Source organism: Paraburkholderia sp. BGA-UO-ETr-F12, assembly GCF_059567945.1.
Map to the genome: position 1 here is coordinate 35248 of NZ_JCAQOZ010000029.1, position 22605 is coordinate 57852.

14 protein-coding genes and 1 pseudogene are annotated in these 22605 nt (G+C 56.7%); 7 read left to right on the plus strand and 8 right to left on the minus strand.

All coding sequences use genetic code 11. The annotated features are described in order from the left end of the window. The first annotated feature begins 186 nt into the window (after positions 1 to 186). From AC57B6_RS12835 to AC57B6_RS12850, 4 genes are all read left to right on the plus strand, one after another. Entirely contained in the window at positions 187 to 1341 is a 1155-nt protein-coding gene (locus AC57B6_RS12835; RefSeq protein WP_496421548.1) for a KpsE/RkpR family capsule polysaccharide export protein, read from the plus strand. Between the two features lie 54 nt (positions 1342 to 1395). Then, positions 1396 to 2145 (plus strand): ABC transporter permease, encoded by a 750-nt coding sequence (locus AC57B6_RS12840; protein WP_496421549.1) that lies wholly within the window; start codon positions 1396 to 1398, stop codon positions 2143 to 2145. Further along, entirely contained in the window at positions 2142 to 2795 is a 654-nt protein-coding gene (locus AC57B6_RS12845; RefSeq protein ID WP_496421480.1) for an ABC transporter ATP-binding protein, read from the plus strand. The genes AC57B6_RS12840 and AC57B6_RS12845 overlap by 4 nt, the downstream gene beginning before the upstream one ends. 118 nt (positions 2796 to 2913) lie before the next feature. Next, complete coding sequence (locus AC57B6_RS12850) at positions 2914 to 4107, plus strand: glycosyltransferase family 4 protein (RefSeq protein WP_496421481.1); 1194 nt, start codon at positions 2914 to 2916, stop codon at positions 4105 to 4107. A 1-nt stretch (position 4108) separates the two neighbouring features. Here AC57B6_RS12850 and AC57B6_RS12855 read toward each other — a convergent pair whose 3' ends face one another. The 7 genes from AC57B6_RS12855 to AC57B6_RS12885 form a co-directional block, all read right to left on the minus strand. Beyond that, positions 4109 to 5230 (minus strand): glycosyltransferase family 4 protein, encoded by a 1122-nt coding sequence (locus AC57B6_RS12855; RefSeq protein WP_496421550.1) that lies wholly within the window; start codon positions 5228 to 5230, stop codon positions 4109 to 4111. 529 nt (positions 5231 to 5759) lie between these two features. Next, positions 5760 to 6794, minus strand: a complete 1035-nt coding sequence (gene gmd, locus AC57B6_RS12860) for a GDP-mannose 4,6-dehydratase (RefSeq protein ID WP_496421482.1) — start codon at positions 6792 to 6794, stop codon at positions 5760 to 5762. A gap of 143 nt (positions 6795 to 6937) precedes the next feature. Next, on the minus strand, positions 6938 to 8236 hold the full coding sequence (locus tag AC57B6_RS12865) for a Wzt carbohydrate-binding domain-containing protein (RefSeq protein ID WP_496421483.1): 1299 nt from the start codon (positions 8234 to 8236) through the stop codon (positions 6938 to 6940). Continuing rightward, positions 8208 to 12386: a glycosyltransferase gene (locus AC57B6_RS12870; protein WP_496421484.1), complete on the minus strand. Its 4179-nt coding sequence runs from the start codon at positions 12384 to 12386 to the stop codon at positions 8208 to 8210. Before AC57B6_RS12870 ends, AC57B6_RS12865 begins: the two co-directional genes overlap by 29 nt. Beyond that, positions 12374 to 15202 carry an FkbM family methyltransferase gene (locus tag AC57B6_RS12875; protein ID WP_496421485.1) on the minus strand — a complete coding sequence of 943 codons (2829 nt, stop codon included), beginning with the start codon at positions 15200 to 15202 and terminating at the stop codon, positions 12374 to 12376. The genes AC57B6_RS12870 and AC57B6_RS12875 overlap by 13 nt, the downstream gene beginning before the upstream one ends. Positions 15203 to 15329: 127 nt before the next feature. After that, complete coding sequence (locus AC57B6_RS12880; RefSeq protein WP_496421486.1) at positions 15330 to 16496, minus strand: polysaccharide biosynthesis/export family protein; 1167 nt, start codon at positions 16494 to 16496, stop codon at positions 15330 to 15332. Between the two features lie 474 nt (positions 16497 to 16970). After that, a complete protein-coding gene (locus AC57B6_RS12885) occupies positions 16971 to 17360 on the minus strand; it encodes an adenylyl-sulfate kinase (RefSeq protein ID WP_496421487.1) in 390 nt (129 codons plus the stop codon). On the opposite strand from AC57B6_RS12885, the gene AC57B6_RS12890 reads away from it, so the two are divergent. Next, positions 17299 to 18497 (plus strand): IS3 family transposase gene (locus AC57B6_RS12890; protein WP_085952698.1). Its coding sequence is split into 2 segments (ribosomal slippage): positions 17299 to 17614 and positions 17614 to 18497, totalling 1200 coding nucleotides; the frame shifts between segments, so codons are not numbered across the junction. The genes AC57B6_RS12885 and AC57B6_RS12890 overlap by 62 nt on opposite strands. Before the next feature lie 18 nt (positions 18498 to 18515). Here AC57B6_RS12890 and AC57B6_RS12895 read toward each other — a convergent pair. Next, a pseudogene (locus AC57B6_RS12895) lies at positions 18516 to 18767 on the minus strand (adenylyl-sulfate kinase); the annotation flags it as partial. 573 nt (positions 18768 to 19340) lie between these two features. Here AC57B6_RS12895 and AC57B6_RS12900 point away from each other — a divergent pair. Both AC57B6_RS12900 and AC57B6_RS12905 read left to right on the plus strand, forming a co-directional pair. Beyond that, positions 19341 to 20492, plus strand: a complete 1152-nt coding sequence (locus AC57B6_RS12900) for a glycosyltransferase family 4 protein (protein WP_496421488.1) — start codon at positions 19341 to 19343, stop codon at positions 20490 to 20492. Continuing rightward, complete coding sequence (locus AC57B6_RS12905) at positions 20493 to 22541, plus strand: capsular polysaccharide export protein, LipB/KpsS family (protein ID WP_496421489.1); 2049 nt, start codon at positions 20493 to 20495, stop codon at positions 22539 to 22541. It begins immediately after the preceding gene. The last annotated feature ends 64 nt before the right edge of the window (positions 22542 to 22605 follow it).

Sequence of the window (22605 nt, forward strand, 5' to 3'; positions counted from 1 at the left end):
AGGAGAATGCAATGCCCAGTTGTTGCATTCCTTCCAGGCAAAGCGATTGCGTAAGGACTCGTATCGGCACACGTAAAACGTTTGCGCCGACCTTGGCCACCAGATTCTGCGGGCATTTCCGCACTTCCCTTTGATGCGCGTGCGGCATCAAGGGAATCGAAAGAATTATTCAGTTTGGATAAGACGTTGGAAACTGTATCTAGCAACAACGCGGCACTGCCGCCGTCGGGGAACAAGAAAGGTCTGGTCGAGCGCATCAAGGGAGTCAATCGGCTCTTTGCGTTGACTGTCGTGGTGCCGACCGCGATCGCCGTGGCGTATTTCGGGCTGATTGCGTCGGATGTGTATGTTTCCGAGTCACGCTTCGTGGTGCGCAGTGCGCAACGGCAGAGCCAGACCAGCGTGGTGGGCGCACTACTCCAGGGCACCGGGTTCTCGCGCGCGCAAGACGATACATATCCCGTGATCGATTACATTCAGTCGCGGGATGCGCTCAAGGAATTGAACCAGGGCGACTATATTGCCGACGCATACGGCAATCATGGCGACTTCTTGAGCCACTTTTCACGGAGTTTCGACAACAGTTTCGAAGCACTTTGGAAGTACTACGGTAAGCACGTCGTTTCGGTCGATTTCGATTCGACCTCTGCGATTACCACGCTCCAGGTTCGCGGCTATACCGCCAACGACGCAGAAAAAATCAACGAAACGCTGCTCGAGATGAGCGAGCGACTGGTCAACCGGATGAACGCAAGGGCAGCGGCAGACACGGTTCAGTTCGCGCAGAGCCAGGTGGATGTGGCGGCCGGCAAAGCCAAGGACGCCGCCGCGGCATTGGCCACCTACCGTAATTCGTACACGGTATTCGATCCCGATCGACAGTCCGCCATGCAGTTGCAGCAAGTCACTGCGCTGCAAACGCAGTTGTTCGCAGCCCAAACCCAATTGATCCAGTTGCAGTCGATTTCGCCCCAAAACCCGCAAATCCCGGTCTTGAAGATGAGTATTGCCACTCTGGAAAAGCAGATCGAAGGGACTGCCGGCGGCGTGACGGGCGGAAAAAATTCCCTGTCGAATAAGGCGGCCGCGTACGCGCGTCTGCAACTTGATTCGCAGTTTGCCGACAAGCAGTTGGCTTCGGCAATGGCTGCGCTTGAGAGCGCCCGCGCTGAAGCGCAGCGCAAGCAGCTTTATCTGGAGCGTCTCGTGCAGCCGAATACGCCGGATGTGGCGATTGAGCCGAAGCGGATCAAGTCCATTTTCGAAGTTTTCGCGCTGGGGATGATTGTTTGGGGCGTGTTGAGTCTGCTGCTTGCGGGCGTGCGTGAACACCACGACTAAGGATCGGAAACTGTGCATCACGACACACCCCTCCTGAGATCACTGCAAATTCAAATGCGCGTCGTCGGCGCGCTTTTGATGCGGGAAATCTTGACTCGATATGGGCGGCACAACGTCGGCTTCTTGTGGATTTTCTTCGAGCCGATGATGTTCACGCTTGGGGTTCTTGGTCTCTGGACTGCCTCCAAAGCGACGCACGGTTCCACGCTTCCGATCACCTCCTTCGCAGTCACTGGGTATTCCTCGGTGCTCCTATGGCGCAACTGTGCCAACCGGTGCGCGCTTGCCATTCTGCCGAACCAGGCTTTGCTTTATCACCGCAATGTGCGCGTGATCGATTTGTTCATGGCACGGGTGTTGCTGGAAATCGCGGGGGCAACGATGTCCTTCGTTTTCTTGACAGTTCTCTTCGTGATCATCGGGCTGATGCAACCGCCCCAAGACATCATGCTGATTATCGGCGGATGGATCTATCTGGCGGTTTTCGGCAGTTCGCTCGGGTTCGCTATTGGTGCGTTGAGCGAGCGAAGCGAAACTGTGGAGCGCGTTTGGCATACCGCAGCGTACTTGCTGTTCCCGCTTTCCGGCGCCCTCTTCATGGTCGATTGGTTGCCAGCCAATTTCCAGAAAGTCGTCTTGCTTCTGCCAATGGTCCACGGCACAGAGATGTTGCGCGGCGGCTATTTCGGATCACTGGTTAAGCCGCACTATGATGTCGGCTACATGATTACGTGCGACTTGGTCCTCATGTTTGTGGGCCTGTTTCTCGTAATGGATGCTAGCAAGCGAGTCGAACCCGAATGATCGATCTAAAGGAAGTCTGCAAGGACTATCACACGCGGCAAGGCCGCCGGCGCGTTCTCGACGGAATCAATCTGCGCGTCAACGCGGGCGAGAAGATCGGCATCCTCGGACGCAATGGCGCTGGTAAATCGACGATGATCCGCATGATCAGCGGAGCCGAATTGCCGACCTCCGGTAAGATCCGCCGCAATATGAGCGTGTCCTGGCCTCTCGCATTCGGTGGCGCATTTCAGGGCAGCCTGACCGGGATGGACAACCTCCGGTTCATCTGCCGCGTGTACGGTGCTGACGCAAAGGCCGCGGAACCGTTTGTTCAGGAGTTCTCCGAGCTCGGCTACTATCTGCGCGAACCGGTTAAAAGTTACTCCGCCGGGATGCGCGCACGGCTCGCCTTTGCCATCTCGATGGCAGTCGAATTCGATTGCTTCCTGATCGATGAAATCGTCGCTGTCGGTGACAGCCGTTTTCACGCGAAGTGTCACCACGAGCTTTTCGAGCGTCGCCAAGACCGTTCACTGATCATCGTGAGTCACGACGCCGGATACATCCGCGAACATTGCGACCGCGCTGCAGTACTTGTGCAAGGAAAACTGCACTCGTTCGATCAAGTCCAGGATGCCTACACGTTTTACCAGGAAAGCGTGAGTTGAAGGCGCTTACGCGCTATAACAAGTGCCCCGCCTGATTAAGACCCTCAAGGCAGCAGCGCTACAGTTCGCCGCGATCTGGTGGCTGCCATGCAGGGTGAAAACGGCCAGGCGTGCGGTCATGGCGCTTCAGCCAACTGACGGCATTGGCGCGCAACCACGTCGGCAACTACTCGTTGATGTGTCGATCATCGCCTCGCATGATGCAGGTACGGGCATCCAACGCGTTGTCCGGTCCTTACTGTTGCAACTTCTGGACGCACCGCCGCCCGGCTTCGAAATCCGGCCGGTGCGGGCGACAAGAAAGCAGCCATATCGCTATGCCAATAGCTACCTCGCGGCATTGACCTCATCCACGTTGGCACAGGAAGACGAGGATGTTCGAGTATTAAACGGTGACATTTTCCTTGGACTTGATTTAGCCAGTCGGATTGCTCCACGGCGCCAGCTCGACTTGCTCAGATGGCGAGCAAAGGGTGTGCGCTGCGCATTCGTCGTTTACGATTTACTGCCCTTGCTTCACCCTCATTGGTTCACGCCTCGCGCGTATCGGTCGTTCCGTCATTGGCTATCCACGCTGGCAGTACATGCGGACGCCCTGCTTTGTATTTCCAACTCCGTCTCAACCGAGGTACGCAGTTGCATGAAGCATCGCTTCAATCTGACTGGGAACGAGTTTGCGACCAGATGGTTTCATCTCGGAGCGGACCTCCCATCCAGCCACGCTAAGGCGGCGACCGATGCGTCGCGTCTGGCGTGCGTGAACCACCTGCCCGCGCACCGGACTGTTCTTATGGTAGGCACGATCGAACCGCGCAAAGGCCACGCACAGGTCCTCGACGCATTCGACCTGTTATGGCGCAGCGGTGCTCAACAAACGTTGATCATTGCAGGCAGGCAAGGCTGGCATGTCGAATCGTTCATCGAGCGCCTAGAAAATCATCCCGAGGCCGGCAAGCGCTTGCTTTGGCTTCCAGATATCAACGATGCCCAACTGGCTCAGTTATACGCTGAACTCGACGGGCTCGTGATGGCGTCTGAGGCCGAGGGTTTCGGCCTGCCGTTGATAGAAGCTGCGCAATATGGAATGCCTGTGTTTGTCCGTGACCTTGCCGTGTTCCGTGAGGTGGCAGGGGAACACGCAGCCTATTTCACGGCACAAAGTGGTGCCGAACTCGCGCCTCAATTGGCGGCATGGCTTGACAGGCTCGACAGTTGCACGGCACCCGCCAGCCATGCCATGAAGTCGTTGACGTGGTCCGCGAGTGCCGAACAACTAAAAGCGTTGATAGCGGAACTCGACTGCCCGCGGTAACTCAGGCGAAACGCCGGTACACGTCGAGGGTCCGTTTCGCGCATCGCTCCCAGGTCAACGTGCTAGCGACCTGCAAGCCACGCATAGTTGCGGCCTCACGCCACGAGTCATCGCACAGTACGTGCTCTATCCCGTCGCGCAGCAAATCGTGATCGTCAGGCTCCACGAGCCACGCTGCCCCGCCCGCAACTTCCGGTAGCGACGAAGAGTTTGAGGTCAAGGTCGGCACACCGCTAGCCATCGCTTCTAGCACCGGAAGGCCGAATCCTTCGTAGATCGACGGAAACAAAAATGCCCGCGCCCCTGAATAGAGCAACGGTAGCAATGTTTCTTCGACAAACCCTAGGTATCGCAGCCACCCCTCCCGTTCGCCTTGCTCGATTTGTTCGCGCAGGGCATCGCTCAACCAACCCGCGCTACCGGCCAAAACCAACGGATAGCGAATACGCAAGGACGGCGGCAAATCAAGGTATGCAGCAAGCAGACGATCGATCCGCTTGCGCGGTTCGAGTGTAGAAACGCATAGCGAATAACCGCCGTGAACGAGGCCATATCCACTCAACGCAGTTGCAACCTCCGATGCGTCGCGACGGCGAAATTCCGGCTGCGCGCCGAGGGCGATGGCCGTAATGCGTTCGGGGGACCACCCGAAATAGTCGATGACTTCGGCGCGCGTCGCTTCGGAATCGGTAATCAGATGAGCCGCGCGCGCTAGCGTCGACGCAAAGCCGCTCTCAAAGTGCTTGATGCGTGCAGCGGGATGCGCTTCGGGATACTTGAAAACGGAGAGGTCGTGCACCGTCACGATTCCGCTGCCAACCGACTCTGGCAAGAAATAGTTTGGCGAGTGGAACACGTGCCCGCGCATTTCGCGCCGCAGACGCCATTGGCGCCAGCTTTTCGGAGAACGCAAGAGCCGGCGCTTACGCTTGGGTGCAAGCGCTCCGACACCGGGCGGCTGCAAGAGATCCGCTGGATCACCGACCCACCGCCCCGCGAAGAAAAAGCGCATTGAATCAAGATCGTCGCGCAACGCTTGGTAGTGACTCGCGAGTTCCCAAGCGTATCGGCCGATACCGGTTAGCGGCGGAACAAGTGCATCTACAGCCAAGATCAATTTCACGCGGGGCTCTCCAATATCCAAACTCAGTGTGTCGTACAACGGCGCCACAGGGCAGAAAGGGCTAATGGATTCCCGAAACTTTGCCGTGGGGCCGATGAGTTTGTGCGGCTCATGTCAGCTTGCCAACCGCATAATCATGCGGCCGTGACGCGGAAATTGCCTCGTCGATCGTGTTGCAATCCGCATTGCCGAGACATTAGCGGTGCACTGTGAGCAGCACTAATCCCGCCCGCAATCAAATGTCGACACGGCGTCGAGTAGAGTACGCGTGCCAGCCACATTCGCTTGCAAACCGCTTTAACAGCGCCATGCAGACCAAATGAATTAACCACAGATGGACTGACCGTTCCTGCGCAACCGCCTCAGCTAGGGTCTCCAAGGCAAAGATGCCGCCTACGCACTCACGCGAGAAAAGAAAGCGCAGGCGCGCATCCGACGCCACGCATCGTGACCATACCTCTCTAATGCGCGGGCGCGACGGCAAGTAGTGAGACCACCAATCCCAGCAACGAGAGCCTTCGCTCCTGGATCAGAAGGAAAACCCTGCTTCATTTCGACGGATGTCGGCTTCGACCATCATTTGGCAAAGCTGCTCCAGCGTGGTATTCGGTTGCCAACCGAGTTCCTTCCGCGCTTTCGCCGGATCGCCGATCAGGAGTTCGACTTCCGCGGGCCGATAGAACTTGGGGTTAATTTTCACAACGGTCCTGCCCGATGCAGCATTTACTCCAATCTCGTTTTCACCTTGGCCTTCCCACGCGATTTGGAAACCAGCCGCTTTGCCTGCCATGCTAACGAAATCGCGAACCGTTTCCGTGCGGTTAGTCGCGAGCACATATGTATCCGGCTTGTCCGCCTGAAGCATTCGCCACATTCCTTCAACGTACTCTTTTGCGAAACCCCAGTCACGTTTAGCGTCGAGGTTGCCGAGCTCAAGGACGTCGAGCTTGCCATGGCGGATCTTTGCGACGCTATCGGTAATCTTGCGCGTAACGAACTCACGACCACGCAACGGGGATTCGTGGTTGAAGAGAATCCCGCTGCAACCGAAGATGTTATAGCTCTCGCGGTAGTTCAATGTGATCCAGTGCGCATATAGCTTTGCGACACCATACGGGCTACGCGGATAGAAGGGGGTGCTCTCGACCTGAGGGACTGCCTGCACCTTGCCAAACATTTCCGACGTACTTGCTTGATAGAAACGGATCTCCGGATTTACGATACGGATCGCTTCGAGCAGATGCAGAGGTCCAATGCCAGTGATCTCAGCAGTCGTTACCGGCTGGTCGAACGAGACGCCGACGAAACTTTGCGCTGCCAGATTGTAGACTTCTGTGGCCTTCGTGTTTTGCAGTAGACGAATACTTGAACTCAAATCCGTCAGATCGTATTCCACGAGGTGAAGGTCAGGATGGCGTGCGACACCGACTTCCTCTAGCCGCCAGAAATTCACCGAGCTCGTGCGACGGTAGGTACCGTACACGGTGTAGCCTTTATCAAGCAGGAGTTTTGCAAGATAAGCACCATCTTGCCCTGTAATTCCGGTGACTACTGCGATACGCATAAGTGTCCTTTCTAACAAATCAAACAATGATTGTGGTTAAGTGGCCGCGATTTAAGCTAATAATCTCACAGATAGCCACGTCAACTTGCGTTGCTCGCAGCTGCCGCGGTCATTCCGGTGCAGACAATTCAAATTCCAGACGATCAAATCGGTATTTCACTTAGCGTGATAGCGGCCGGCAAGTGCGCGTACCCCGCCGATACGTCGTCCCTGTGTTTAAGGACACGAAATTCACATAGCTTGTTGTGCCACGCAAGCTCCGCCTCTTCTTCCGCACCCTTTGCGCCAAATGCGAAACCCGCCGTGTAAGCGCCCGCTGGAAGCTTTGCAAGTAACAGATAGGCTGCGCGATAGCGGCCAGATCCAAGATTTGTTTGAGCCATCTTAAGCAGGGTGGTGTTTGTTCCAAACGCCCAGCGTCGATTCTCATCCAAGATATGAATACCCATCTCGAGCTCGTTCACCGGTTGGTTCAACGTGAAGTCGACCTCAAAGGTGATCGGATCACCGTGCAAGACAGTATCGCCTTCGCGAATTTCTACGCCGTGCACGTCGAGCGCTGACGTGGTCACGCATTGCTCGTCAATTTGCAGATCAAACTTTTCCCATCTGGAACGCCTCGGAATATCCTTCGCCAGCGCGGACGCCCACTGGTCTCGTTTCCAGTTTGCCACTTCCGCATAAAAGGCAAGGTCGAGGCTGTTCAACTCCTTGATGCGCGCAAATAACGCACGCGAGACATGTTCCTTCGCCAATCGCGTACTGCTGCTATTGACTCGCGCAATCGAGTCCGGCACGGGCAAGCACAGCAGCTCGGCACATTCGACCAGGAAATGCGACATCTGATCATATAGTCCGACGACGTTATACTCCTTGATAACGTCAAGTGCTGCCGCGAGCTTTTCTTCGCCCGTAAGGTTCCCCGTCCACGGTCTCACATGGCCGAAATGTTGGACGTAGGGGTTGCTAATTGAAGCAAGAAATTCGGGCGTAGTATCGAGCCCATCACTTGCCAAAAAACGCTTGGCCCCTTCAATCATCGCGACAGTTTCGCGCACGGTGCCCACGTCATGTAGGAGGTACGACAGCCAAGACAGAGCACGGTCCAGAGGCTCACGCAGTAGCGTTATGTATTGGTAACGGGGATCGAGATTTTCCCCTTCGAACCTCATATGCCCGCTGACCACAGGGAAAAGACCACCGTATTGGCGGATCAGCGCCCGGTGGTCGCCCACGAGGTTACTCGATACGCTTCCGCTACCCAGTTGTGCAGCCAACCAAACGGTCACCGCCTGTCCGGCAGTTTTTGGTTGGTGGTCGAAGATCACGCGCCCTGAGAAGAATCTTCCCTGATTCATTTCTTGAGTGCCATCCGCTAATTTCCCTTTTTTTAGCGTCGTTGCGGTTGCAACCTTAAACTGCTGTTGCTTCAGAAACCGCATGCTCCTCGTTGACTTCTGAAATAGCTATGCGCGAGACGGTGATTTCTGACTTGTCGCTGACCCAAAGGCGAACCTCCAGGTCGTCGCACGCATACTTAAGCGCAAACTTGAGCGTTGCTATTAGAGAAGAAGCGTCGCCCGCAGAGTGCCCAGCTTCTCGCAATGGTTCTGCCGCGACGAGTTGCCCACCGCGGTTAACTGCGATGTCAATACGCGCGTTGCCTACGCGTCCCGCAGTGATGCTCCCAAATACCTGTAGTTCGTACGTCCCCGCAGCTAACGGGATGTAAGGTCCGAAAAACAAAAAACCCTCTTCCCCCTTCGTCGTGACTTGCCCGCGCAACTTCGTTCCGCATTGGGTATGCAGAAAATGATGCGAACCACGATAATGCTGCGAACCATCCGGCAGCCACACGTATTGCCACCGGCCGTCCAACAAATTGCCAATCAACTGTGCGGTCGCCTCACTCCAAGTTTGCCATGGCATAGCATCGGACCTCGGCACATTGTCCGCGATATGTGCGTCAAGCCATTTACCCAACGATCTTGCCAGGGCGGACGCGTCACCGGAAAAATAACGTGCATGATTGCCCGCAACTTCGCGGAACACGGGGATATCGCGCGCGATGATTGGCAACTTGTGCCGTGCCGCCTCGACCAGCGGCAAGCCGAATCCTTCGCCGAACGAGGCGGCGAGCAACGCGGACGACGCTGCATAGATCTTCGTTAGGTACTCGTCGCTTGCGCCACTGATCCAGAAAAGGCGCACACCGAGTTCAGGATGCGTCTTAATTCGAGCCAACAAGTCATCAACCATCCAACCAGGATTACCTACAATTGCCAGGTTTGCCTCGCTGCCTGCGCGCCATAGGAGCTCCATCGCGTCAAGTGCTTGACTGTGCCCCTTGCGTGGTTCTAGCGTACCGACCATCAGAAAGGTCGGTCGTGAAGCAAAGTGCTCAAGCATTTCGTCCGACTTGCCCGGCATTCCACGAGTGGTAATCGACTTCTTCGTGTCTGCACCGAGATGGAACCAACCGATGCCCAGTTCGCGCCGGCGGGTCACAGTGATAGTCTGAAGCCACGCATAAACTTCATCGGCAACAGATTTCGATATGCACATGAGACCATCAGCGACAGACGAAATTGCCATAATCCAATCGTTGAAGCCTTCAAATGCTCCCGGAACGAAATATTCTGGATGCAAAACTGGAAGTAGGTCATACACGACGAAATGGATCTTGACGCCGCGGGCGCGCCATCGGTCGTAGAAGCCGCTCTGAATCAAGCCCAAGGCGGAGCCCTGATTCAGGTCCAATTCCAGCAGGATGTCGCCGGGCTGTGGTTCGACAACATCGTCTATAACCGAGGCGTCCGCGTGCCCAATCATTCCAAGGGCATATTGCCGGGCATAGCAGAACCCAGTCCAATCACCATCGGTGTCGATATATACAGGCTCAACGCGCAAATCATCGGGAGGGTAACGCAACAACTCGTCTAACACCGAGCGCACCACGCGTTGAATACCGGACTGCGCACCGTGCTGATGCAACTCCGAAATGTTTACGAGTAACTGCGCACGCCTCGGTTGCTTGGAGTTAGTAACGATATGCTTTGCAACCGCCGCCAATTCATGCGCCAGAAGCGGCTGAGACGTAGACGCCTGAATTGAGCGGATCAAACGCTTTCTGCGCAGGCGTACCGTTTGCGCCGAGAAGAATTCGATAGCCGAATAGTAATCGCGTCCCACCTTCTCCGGTGCGTTGTGATCACGCATATAAGCAATCGCCCGTTTTCCGATCTCAAGACGCGCCGTATTGCTCGCATAAAAATGCTCCATAGCCGCGACAAGCTCACGATCCTCAAACTGATCGCGCATCTTGTACACCACAGCTTCGGGCAACTCCGCCATCGTGCCGTGTGCATTGACAATGGTCGCAATCCCGTGACCGAGGCAATCGAGCACCGCCGCCGACGTTTCGCCTCTGGAAAGCGAGCGAAGTTGAACAGCCGAATCTACAGCAGCAAGATAGTTTTTGTATAGCTCAGCCGAGGCAAATCCCGTAATCTTTATACGGCTTTCGAGCCCATGGTCTTTAATTTTCTTGGTGAGATTCTGGCCATATATTCCTCCATCATTTTCACCGACAAAAATCAATTGGCATTTCGGATCGTCCACCAACTTAGATGCCAAAAAGGCGTCTAGAAGTCGTTCGTTAAGCTTGGTTCGGCTCAAGAGACCAAATGATCCAATGACGTAGTCTCCTGAACCCAAGCCGAGTGCCTTGCGCGCCGTATCGCGATCAAATACGGGCGGAACTCGCAGAAGAGACGTAACGCGTAATTCATCTGCGACTTCCTCGCCGTAGTGCACTTTTGCCATTTCGGCCGAATAGTGTGAATGAACAATCACACCTGCGGCATGTTCGAAGACCGCCCGATTTGTCGGATAGCGCCAAATTGCGGTATCCCAATCACCTTCCAGATGATCAAGAAGCGCGCGATAGCCGTGGTCCAAGAGCAGGCTACGTGAGAAGTTCTGACGCACTCCATGATGATGCTCTCGCCAGTACTGCACTCCGCTCAAGAAAAAATCGTGCAGGACAACCGTACCCGGATGTCGCACAAGCAAGTCGAACATATGCGTGTGGAAATCCGAATTACCGAACTGATACAGGATTCGGTCATATTCGTCGGCATGTGCTTCGAACCAGCTCAGATCTCTGATTGAGAAATTGCTACAAACCCACGGATTGTCGACATGGGGATGATTAACGATGACATCGATCTGATAAAAGCGCGAAAGCTCCGGAAGCAACTCTGCACTGTAGTCCGCGATACCTGTTTTTTCAGGAGGAAGCGGTGAAATGAAGGCGAGGCGCGGCCGAACTCCAGGCTGCGCAACCAAAACCCTTGACTCCGACCGTCGCTTATCAAAAGCGACTTCCATAGCCGTCAACGCTCGGTCAGCACTAGCATCCCATGAAAACCGAGCAGATTGCTTTAGCCCGTGTTCGCGCAAATCTCGGAGGCGCTCTCTACTCCGAAGCACCTCAAAAATTTTTTGCGTAATTGACTCGTGCGACCTCGCATCGAATAGTGCGTCGCTTCGCCCAATGACCTCTGGAATGCTGCTGTTGTTTGCACCGATGGTTGGTGCGCCGCACGCCATCGCTTCAAGCGCCGGTAGCCCGAAACCTTCGTGCAGCGACGGGAAAACGAACAGGGTGCAGAGGTTATACAGCACCAACAGATCGGTCTCCGGCACATACCCCGTAAATACAATTTCCTCAGATCGCAAACCGCAGCTCGATGCAAGATGCCCCAAACGCTGCCGGTCTTCGTCGCGAATGGAGCAAACGATGGCAAGCTGGTGTTCGCTCCGCACGCTCTTTGGCAGAGCTGCGTAGGCGGCGATGAGGCCTTCGATGTTCTTCCGGTGATCGATCCCTCCGGTGTACATTACGAAGCGATCTCTCAAACCGTACCGGCGTCGCACTAAACCTTCATATTCGTCCCGAATCTCGATCGGCCGAAAAATGGGATCAATTGCGCTCGAAATATTGATGACCCGCTCAGAAGGCAGGCTCAACCCCTCAAGCCCCTCTCGCCGGCTCGATTCCGATATGGCCAACAACAAATCGGCACGTTTTGCCGATTGAAGCTTTCGATAGTACCAGTCGCGAACAGCAGGGTTCTCAAGATATGGGACTGGATTCAGCAACGGAATCAAATCGTATAAAGTTATCGCATGAATCGCTCTTTGCTCGAATAGACCGATGGATGTCACTGCATCGTCACTGAAGCCTTCGAAATGGCTGCTTGTGTGAACAACGTCAGGCCGCAAATCTTCGAGGAAAACTTCGCGCATGCGTTCTGACACATTGCGTCGCGCGTGATTCCCGGCTTGGGCCTCTGCCACTGCGCCTGCGACATCGAATACGCGAATGTGATCTTGCGGGATCAGATCGTCGAACTCTGAGCGTACGGTCTCAATGGCATCCAAAAACCGGCCGTTCAGCGCTAGCCAGAGCTCATGTCCTCGGCCGCTCCTGGCCATAGCCTTTGCAAGCGCCATCGAATAGCGGCCAATTCCGCGATTTTTGCTGCCAGGAGTTTGGCAGGCTTGAAGGTCGATTACGATGCGCACGGGACCGATTCCGGTGAATGAAGTAGTTGTTCAAAAAGCCGGCGGGCTTCCGGTGTCAGCCGGCGTGCCTCAATTTCTTCCGACGACGGCCCCGTGGGACCACCGTCCGTCACGACTTGCGAAACGGAAGCCATCGTATCCGTACGGACAACTTGAAGACTCGCGACAAGTTGATGCAACCGGTCCGTGACCGTTGTCAGTTGATCGTCAATGTCATTGAAACGTCGCGTGGCACGCTGATCCAGTAGGTACACTGCGTTTTCGATACGACGAATTCGACGTCGATTCTCGTTGTCGGCCTCAACGTCAAGCAGCGCAATAAATCTGCCGACAAGCGGAAGGCGAGACCATTTGACAAACTTCACGCGCTCCATTCCTCGGACTTCCGTGTTGGCGCTCCGAGCTTCAGCCGATCGTTTGAGCTGGTCAAGAATGCCTAATTTCGAGTAACCAAGGCGCAACCGGCCTAGGTAGTATTGCAACCCGCTCGCATCAGGAACCCTGTTGAGGATCGCACGATAAGCGTGTTCTATAAATTCAATATCATTCAGTCGAACTAGATCTTCGACGTGATATATGCCGTCGCGCAATATCGGGCTCGATTCAAAGTGATCTGCAGGCATTCTAAAATCATTAGATACGGTAACACCGGACTTGTCATCCGGCACAAATGAGCCGACGCGGACGTGCGGTTCTGGCACAATCGTCGACGCATCGCTATGTGGCGAAGGTTCCCGCGGCATCAACGAGTGAGTGATTGCTTTCTGGCGCCTGTGCTTTCCCCCCAAAATACGCAGAGGCTTAGTGATACGCCAGGAAAATGTTTGACGCATTTCATCGAGCTCGTCCTTGATGATGCGAAACGAATAATCAGCGAGAACCCTATTTTCCCCTGCCAATTGCGTGGAAAGCGCCAGATACTGTTCTGGGTTCGAGCAAGCAGCAGTCAAAGCCTGAAACCCGATTACTGAATCAACGAGCGCGTCCTGATACGAGGATTCGCCAAGTTCAATCGAACGAGCCAGCGCATCCCGTGTCTGACTTAACTCCGCGATGAGGTGCTTTGCAGCGGCAATTTGAGCATGCGCGTCCTGCTCGAATTTCATGCAATTCGACTCTAGATCGCGGACCCTGCATTCTTGCGTATCCAGTCGCAATGCATGCTCTTCCTCCCGCTTCTCAAAACTTGATTTAAGATCGCGCAACTGCGACTCATACGCCTGAATGATAGCGACCCGCTGCTCGCTCAGCTCAGCGAAACGACCAGACACCTCGCGCTCTGTTCGCGCGCGCTCTAGCAAAAGCGCGTTGATTTCCGCTCGCGCCTCTCTGACATCTTGCTCGCGAGTCGCGACGCTCGACTCTAGATCAAGTAGCCGCCTCTGCTGATTGGCAAGTTGCCCTTCTTGGATCTGTACGAGAACGAGTCGCTCGGTGTTAAATTTTGCGAGTTGAGCGGCCAGCTGGTGCTCCCGGTTCGCCCGCTCCCGCAGTTGGGTCTCTAGATCCCTACGAATTTTGTTGGCTTCGTCTGCGAACTGACGAGCCCGCAATGTCTGTTCGTGGCGCAGAGATGCCAGTTCGCGTTGCGCTCGCTCCAGTTCACGGGACAGCTGCAACTGAGCTTCGTGATGTCGCTCCGCTATGAGGGACGCATTGTTGCGCTCCTCAGCGTGCAAATCGGCGAAGAGAGCCTCTCGTTTGGCAATATGCTCAGAAGCCTGCTGAAGCTGGCGAACAAGGTCTGCTTCTCGCTGACTGCGGACCGCTTCCGTACTGGCCCGCGATGCCTGCTCCTGAACGACAAGGCGCAGGATCTCGGCTTGTTCGATTTGTTGTTGCGTCTTCAGTTCCGCGTACTCGATCTCCATTCGCGTGAACGCCTTCCGCAGCTCGCTCAATTCACTTGCGTGACGGCCCGCTGCTTGTCGCCTCTCTTCGCTTAGCACATTCAGCTCTGCGGCATGACTGGAAACAAGATCTTGCAGCTGCTGCTCCCTGCGCGCGATCTCGGCACGAATCTTTTCCTGCGCTACCTCATGCTCGCGGGCAATCGCAGCACGCTCATCGGCTCGCACTTTAATTTGATGTTCGACCTCGTTCGTTAGCCGCAGTGCGAATGAAGCACTGGACGTGCCACTGAGGACGAAGCCGTCAAATACGTTTGGCGGTGCGTTGAATCGCTCAGCCAAACGTTCGTGACTCTCGTGCACGTAAAAACGATTTAGCCCATCAAACCAAGCGAAGCGATAACCCTTGCCTAATAAAAGCGGTTCCCAGTCCGCATACGTCTCTTGATTAGTAAGCGGCTGCGTGCTTTCCAGCACCACAATCCACGGGCGAGCGGGAGAATTTCGCCAGCCAAGCAACACGTTTCTCTCGTGCCCTTCGACGTCGATCTTTAGCCAATGCACGTCATGGCCAACGCACAGTCCCAAGACATCATCTAGCAACACACAGGGGGTAGTTGTTTCACGTACGTGAAAACCGCGCTCTATATGATGAGTGATGATCTCGGCATCAAGACTCGACAGTCCAGTATCAGGAATTTCATAGAAGCAAAGGATGCTCGCTTCATCGCTGACGGCGGCCTGTATTACTTGATCTTCCGGACGATCATTGCGGAGTAAGTCGGCATAAGTGATGGAAGGTTCGACGTTAATCCCGCGCCAGCCATGCTCGTAGAAGACTTTACTAACCGAATCGTTTAAGGGATGCTGGGCGCCAATATCGATGTAGAAGCCGCGCTCCACGTCGTGCAGAGCACGCCAGAGCATGACGTCTTCAAAGTTCTGCGCGTAGGAAACAATCGTCATGATCGAAATTAAAGTGACTGCTCAAAGAAGGGCGGGAGCGAGGCGAATGCAGCGTCGACACATCGACACGGGCAACCACATCAACTTTAAGCAGACGTGCCCAACGCCCTGCGCTCCCAGGCACACCCTACCTAAACGTCTGAACCCCTGTAATAATCGGATACACCACCGAGAACACCACATTCAAGAACTTCTGCACCTCGGCAATCGGCGCATTCGACACGTACAGCAGATCCTTGTTATCCATCATGAAGCTCTGCGCGACGAAGAACGAGTTCGGATCGCGAAGGTTCACGCGATACACCACAGGCACTTTCCCATCAGCTGTAGTACGTACAGGAGACGTCGGCCATTGCAAAGCCTTGGCGTCTTCAAGCCGGAAAATGAACACCCCTTGCGCATCCGAGCGGGAATCCTGCAGGCCACCGGCACGTGCCAACGCTTGAGCAAGCGTGATCCCTTGCGCCTCGAAATTGATTTCTTCGTTTTTACCCGTCGCCCCAAGCGACGTGAAGCTGAATGGCTGGAACAACGCCGTCACCACATCGCCGGCATGCAACGGCACGTTCTGGCGAGGGTCGCGGATCACAGTTTGCAGCGGCAGCGACGCCACCGTATCACCACGTGTCACCTGAATCGTGATCTTGTCGACCGGCTGCTTAACGCCGCCTGCAGACGCTAGTGCATCGAGCAAACGCTCGCCGCGCGCGCTCAGCGGCATCCTGTTGCTACTCGCTACGTCGCCCACAACAGTGACGTACGAGGTCGCATTGCGCGAGAGCTTCACGAGAACTTGCGGATCGTGGGCAATATTCTTTAGGCGCGCGGTGATGTCGCGCTGCAATTCGGACGGCGTGCGGCCGACTGCTTTCAATTCACCTGCAAACGGTACGTTGATTTTGCCGCTGCCATCGATCGTCTGGTCCGGCAGTACGGTCACACGCGCGTTACTCGTGCCGCCCTTCGAGTCCATTTGCGCGGCGCCAAACAGCGTAGCGGGCGGCGCCTCCCAAATCGACACTTCTATCGTGTCGCCCACGCCGAGTTGCTGCTGGAAAGACGTGCCATTGCCCAAGGTCGCCGAAAAATCGCCGACACTGCGCTCTGCAAAGAGCTTGCGCGCGACGTCATCGGTCACATCCACAATCTGGATGCCCGTTGGATTGGCAGCGGCCGCGACTTTGTTAATCTGCGAACTACTTGGCCCCGAAGTCGGAATACTCGAGCAACCGCCAAGCGAAATCGCACCGAAGGCGACTGCGGTGAAAACTGTACGACGAGACAGACGCGACATTTATTGCAAGATTTGGTAATTAAAGTTCGGCACGAATTGTCTCATGCTGTCGGGCCGAATGGCGCGATGTGAAAAAAAATCCACACGTAAAACTCAAAAAATATTACATGAGTAAGCCGAATTGCAGGGTCAGGCGCCGCCTTCGCCGCTACAGCTGCCGCAGCGACGGCAAAAAAGATTGTCAAGCGTCACATGCGCGTAACGGAAACGCACGCCTGCCTCACGCGGAAACAGGGCATTTTAGAAGGAGCGCATCAACGCCAAACGTTTGCATAACCGGCATAGCCCGTCTGCATAAATAATGTCGCAGGGGTTTAGCGCGCGGTTGGCAACAAATTCCCATTAAACGCGGCTTTATGCCAACCCCAAGTCTTCCGACCTGGCGCGCATGCACCTAGTTGGTACTGCCCCTCAGCATTCCAATTGCCAGGAGTATCTGCCGCAGCGCATCTTGAGGAGTGAGTTCAGCCGTATTCAAACGCAACTCAGGAGCAACCGGGGCTCGTAGGGCGAATCGATGCCAGTGAGCTTCCGCAGCATGCCGTCTCGAGCCATTTTATAGAGCCCCTTGACATCCCTCGCCTCGACGACTTCAAACGGCGCATCAACATGCACCTCAAAGAATTGACCACTCTCGAACAAAGCTCTGGCCGCATCCCTATCCGCCCGTAACGGCGAAATGAATGAAGCAATCACGATCAAGCCCGCTGGAGTAGCCCCTTGATTCTCAGGACACGAGACACCCCTTAAAATAAGAGGGAGTCTTGTGACTAGTTTCAAGCCTAGGCAAATCGTGGAAAGCATTGAAGTTCTGACTGAGCCGGAGCGCCGTCGTCGGCGTTCGGTCCAGGAAAAAGTAGCCATCGTGCAGGAAACCCTGGAGCCGGGAGCAACGGTTTCAGCAGTTGCCCGTAGACACGGAGTGAACCCAAACCAGGTGTTTGCGTGGCGCAAGCAATACGAGGAAGGCAGCCTGGCAGCGGTGAAAGCTGGAGAAGCCGTGGTGCCTGCTTCGCAGTTGGCCACGGCGATGAAGGAAATCAGGGAACTGCAGCGTCTGCTTGGCAAGAAGACGCAGGAGGCGGAAATCCTGAAGGAAGCAGTCGAGTACGGCCGCTCAAAAAACTGGATTGCGCGCTCGCCCTTACTGCCCGGGGACGACCAATGAAAACGGTCTGCGATGTTCTCGGCGTGGCGCGCTCTGCTTTGGCAGTCAGAAAAGCCCGCTCTCCAGACTGGCAGGACGGGCGCCGCGCCCGACAGACCGACGACACGGAGCTGGTCGCTGCAATCCACGAGCATGTAGCGGGCTTGCCGACTTATGGATACCGACGAGTCTGGGCATTGCTGCGACGTAGTCACGAATTGACCGGTGCGCCGTGCGTGAACGCCAAGCGGGTCTATCGCGTCATGCGTGACCATCAGTTGCTGCTCCGGCGCCTTGGCCAGCGACGCGATACCCGCCGACATGATGGACGCATTGCCGTTGACCAGAGTAACGTCCGCTGGTGCTCGGACGGCTTCGAGTTCCGTTGTGACGATGGCTCGCCGTTGCGCGTGACGTTCGCGCTGGACTGCCATGACCGGGAAGCTATTAGTTGGGCAGCGACTACTGGCGGCCATAGCGGGGACGTCGTGCGCGATGTGATGCTCGCAGCGGTCGAGCAACGCTTCGGCACGCCGCAGGCAGGCGCACCCATCGAATGGCTGTCGGACAACGGCTCTGCCTACATCGACCACCGTACGCGCAGCTTTGCCCGCGAGTTGGGCCTGGAGCCGTTGACGACGCCTGTTCGTTCGCCGCAGAGTAACGGTATGGCCGAGTCGTTCGTGAAGACAATCAAGCACGATTACATTGCCTTTATGCATAAGCCTGATGTGCCAACAGCGCTCTCACATCTGGCTGGCGCCTTTGAGCATTACAACGAACGCCACCCGCATAAGGCACTGAAGTACCGTTCCCCCCGGGAGTTCCGGCGAACCGCTGCATCATCAACTTAACGGTGTCTGCGTGTCCTGATTTACAGGGGCAACTCCACCCGCGTCGACCATCAATCGCGCGACTTCAGCGGCTCGCCGGATACTTTCATGCCGGCTGGCATCGGAGAAGTCCAGATCGTTGTTCAACCCAAGACGCAGATTGTCGCCATCGAGAAGGAACGTGTGAAAACCGCGGGTGTGTAACTCTTTATCGAGCAAGCACGCCAGCGTCGACTTTCCAGCGCCGGACATGCCAGTAAACCAGACGACCATCGGGCGTTGCTGCTTGATCGACGCCCGACTGGCCCCTGCAATCATGGATTCGGTCGGAACCACGGGGCCGGCATAACTTGTTTCCATCACTCTCAGATATATCTATATGCAGTAAACGACATCCGACGCGCATATCGCCTGAACGGCACATGATCCGTTCAGCACGGACACAAACGCGACATAATCTTCGCGCACAGGCGTTGCATCGGCAATCCAATATTTGAGCAGCCAACGCTGCCTGCGTTTGTCCTACCGAGATCGCCATTCGTCGGTTGACCGACTCTTTGTCACCGAGTTAGTTAGCACGTGCCCGCCGCAGGTCTCGCCCATACGAAGATGCCGGCACATCTCAAGAGAAACCATTCGCGCTCGACGCTGAATACCGCATGGAAGATCAAGAATGCCGAGTAGTTTCGGCGCTTCGTAAGCAACCCAGTGCGCAGCTAGCAAACAATTGTCATACCAATAGATTACAAAATAGTCATCGCGAATTGTCGCACGCACTCGGGTAGAATGGTGCGCTGTAATAAAAAAGCTACATCCGAAAGACCATAAAGTCTGCACGCCAGCTAACAAACCGCACTGCACCCTGTGTCAACGATCTTTCTGGACGTCACGCGTCTCCTCACGCGCCTTTACGACGGGCTTTTGCCTACTGGCGTAGATCGCGTCGGTCTCGCATACATTCAAAAGTACGGTTCCAAAGCACGCGCAATCCTCAGCGAACGAGGCTTTTCAACGGTTTTAACCGAGCGAGATTCACAGCAAACGTTTGCATGGCTTCTCTCGTCCAGCCGTAATCGCAACGCAATCCGTGCTTTAGTCGTGCGCGCGTGCCTTAATCGCATTCGAGAAGCAAGATTTCAAAATGGCATGTTGTTGCACACAAGTCACAACGGCATGGAATTCAGGCGTTATTACAGCGCAATGACAAAGCGCGAAATTCACCCCGTATTCATGGTGCATGACTTAATCCCGTTGACGCATGCCGAATACTGCCGTCCGGGCGTCGATTCGATTCACCGGCACCGCATGCATACCGCGCTCAAGCACGCGAGTGGCCTGATAGCCAATTCGCAAGCCACGCTCGACTCGCTCGCCGCCGAAGCGCGCCACGCGAATCTGCCGCTGCCGCCTAGCGTAGTCGCTCGCCTGGCGTCAGGCGTCACACAGCGCCCCCTCGCCCCCCGCCCGCTGCCCTCGCCCTACTTCGTCATGCTCGGCACCATCGAGCCGCGCAAGAACCACTGGTTCATCCTGCATGTCTGGCGGCGTCTCGTCGAACAGCTCGGCGCGGCTGCGCCCAAGCTCGTCGTCATCGGCCGGCGCGGCTGGGAATGCGAAAACGTCGTGGATATGCTGGAGCGCTGCGAAAGCCTTAAAGGCGTCGTGATCGAAGAAGCGCACTGCTCCGACGAGCAGCTTCACGCTTATCTGCAACACGCTCAGGCGCTGCTGTTCCCATCGTTCGTCGAGGGCTACGGCATGCCGCTCGCCGAAGCCTTCGCGCTCAAAGTACCGGTGCTCGCCAGCGATCTCGACGTGTTTCACGAAATCGCCGAAGACATCCCAGACTATCTGGATCCGCTCGACGGCCCCGGCTGGCTCGCCCGCATCCAGGCCTACGCGTGCACGGACAGCCCTGCGCGCGGCGCTCAATTAAAGCGCATTGAACGGTTTCGCGAGCCGACATGGGCTGAGCATTTCGAACACGTCGACCGCTTTCTCGAGACGCTGCGCTAAATGGAGCAACCAGTCTTCGGGCAACCGGCTCCGGCGAGCGCGGCAGTCGATCTGCGCAGCATCACGCGTGGCTGGCGCTCGCTGAACTGGCTCGCCGGCCGCTCGGCGCATCCGTGGATCGACCGCTGGCTCGGACGTCTGGCGCTGGGCGTCGCACGCATCTGCGGCAAGCATGTTAGTGCCGCGTGGCCGGGGCCGGTCTGGTCACAGGGTCCGTCCAGTGCACCCTTGTTGTCATGGTTCGTCGTGCCGGTGGTCAATGCCGGCGCCGATGCGTTCGCGGTCGCGCTCAACGCGGCACTGAATTCGACGCTCGAGCACGATCCGAACGCCGGCGCCTCGCTCGAGCTCGCGCGGCTGATGCAACGCGTACTGCGCAGTCATGCCACCACGATGCGTAGACCGCAGCACGACTGCCCCGTCGCTTTACTCGAAACCAACCGCGCGACCCGCGTCATGCTGATCGACGAGCGCGCGCGTTCGAATGGGCTCGGCGCGGTGGCAGTCAGCAACTCGCGACAAGCCTTCACGCGAATGCTGATGGCAGCGCGCGCCGCGCATCCACATGCCGAATTCTGGATCGCGCGTTCGGATGACAAAGGCTCAGGGCGCTGGCTCTCGTCGTCGGTCGATGCCGCGCCACCGGGCATCCGGCATCTCACCGGCCATGAATCGCTGTGCGCTGCGTTGCCTCATGTCGATCACGTCTATACGCTCGGCGCGTCGGAGGGCATGCACGCGCTGCTGGCCGGCGTGCCCGTGCACGTATTCGGTGCGCCCTATTACGCAGGCTGGGGATTGACCGACGACGACCTGCGCTTGCCGAACCGCACCGCGCGGCCCTCGCTCGCCGTGTTGTTCGAGGTCGTCTTCCTGCGCTTTACGCGCTACCTGAATGCAATCACACACGCGCCCGGCACGCTCGACGATCTGCTCGACAGTATCGAGTTGCAGCAATCGGTTCAGCGACGTTTCGCGGATCTGCAGCAAGTAGCGGGGATTCGTTTCCAGTGGTGGAAGCGGCCGTTCGCTACGCCATTCGTGACTGCCGGTGGCGCGGCGTTGCGCTGGACGCGCGAGCCGCAGTCGCTGCAGGCGGATGAATGCGCGGTGCTGTGGGGCGCGCGTAGCGCGGACGGTCTTCCGCCTGAGATTCGCCGCGTCAGAATCGAAGATGGCTTCTTTCATTCGACGGGTCTCGGCTCCGACATGATCGCGCCGTGCAGTCAGGTAATCGACCGCTGCGGCCTCTACTTCGACGCCAGCCAACCCAGCGACCTCAGCGTGCTGCTGAACGAAGCCGAGTTCAGCAAAGCCGAACTGGCGCGCGCGGCCGCGCTGCGCGATCGGGTCGTCAAGCTTGGCGTCACCAAATACAATCTCGGCCGGCGTCGCCCGGCATGGACTGCGCCTGCGGACAAACAGGTCGTACTGGTGCCGGGCCAGGTCGCCGACGATGCATCGATTCGCCTCGGCACGCGCGCTATCGCCACCGCCGACGCGCTACTGCGCGAAGTGCGCCAACAGCGCCCCGATGCATTCGTGGTCTACAAGCCGCATCCGGACGTGCTGTCGGGTAATCGCAATGGATTGATCGACGCGCGGCAACTCGCGGACGTCGTGGATACGGAAGCGGACTTGCTGTCGCTCGTCGATGTGGCGGACGAGGTTCATACGCTGTCGTCGCTCGCGGGTTTCGACGCGTTGTTGCGCGGCAAAGCCGTCTTCACTTACGGCCTGCCTTTCTACGCCGGCTGGGGATTGACGCACGATGCGCTCGCGCCGGTGCCTTGGCGGCATCGCACGCTGACATTGGACATGTTGAGCGCGGGCGTACTGCTGCGTTATCCGCTCTACTGGGACTGGCGCACGCGTCTTTTCACGACCCCGGAAGCCGTGGTCGAACAACTCGCGCCACAGGCCGCGCGACCGCTGGAACAGGTACGCGGCAACCGGATGCGCCCGTTTCTGAAAGCAATCCGCTGGACCCGCAACGCAATCCGCCATGCGTCATGGCGTTATCGGCAAAGCCTCACGCCCCGCCCTTAGTCTGACCTACTTCTAGTTCGATCGCGCGCTCGCACTTCGCCTGTCCGCGCGAACCGGTGCGGTA

What these genes read in the sequence shown, in the direction of transcription:
- AC57B6_RS12885 (WP_496421487.1), bottom strand. Translation starts at nt 17,360, where the DNA reads ATGGCTACTTTTTCCTGGACCGAACGCCGACGACGGCGCTCCGGCTCA.
- AC57B6_RS12865 (WP_496421483.1), bottom strand. Translation starts at nt 8,236, where the DNA reads ATGCGGTTTCTGAAGCAACAGCAGTTTAAGGTTGCAACCGCAACGACG.
- AC57B6_RS12880 (WP_496421486.1), bottom strand. Translation starts at nt 16,496, where the DNA reads ATGTCGCGTCTGTCTCGTCGTACAGTTTTCACCGCAGTCGCCTTCGGT.
- AC57B6_RS12905 (WP_496421489.1), top strand. Translation starts at nt 20,493, where the DNA reads ATGGAGCAACCAGTCTTCGGGCAACCGGCTCCGGCGAGCGCGGCAGTC.
- AC57B6_RS12845 (WP_496421480.1), top strand. Translation starts at nt 2,142, where the DNA reads ATGATCGATCTAAAGGAAGTCTGCAAGGACTATCACACGCGGCAAGGC.
- AC57B6_RS12875 (WP_496421485.1), bottom strand. Translation starts at nt 15,202, where the DNA reads ATGACGATTGTTTCCTACGCGCAGAACTTTGAAGACGTCATGCTCTGG.
- gmd (WP_496421482.1), bottom strand. Translation starts at nt 6,794, where the DNA reads ATGCGTATCGCAGTAGTCACCGGAATTACAGGGCAAGATGGTGCTTAT.
- AC57B6_RS12840 (WP_496421549.1), top strand. Translation starts at nt 1,396, where the DNA reads ATGCGCGTCGTCGGCGCGCTTTTGATGCGGGAAATCTTGACTCGATAT.
- AC57B6_RS12850 (WP_496421481.1), top strand. Translation starts at nt 2,914, where the DNA reads ATGGCGCTTCAGCCAACTGACGGCATTGGCGCGCAACCACGTCGGCAA.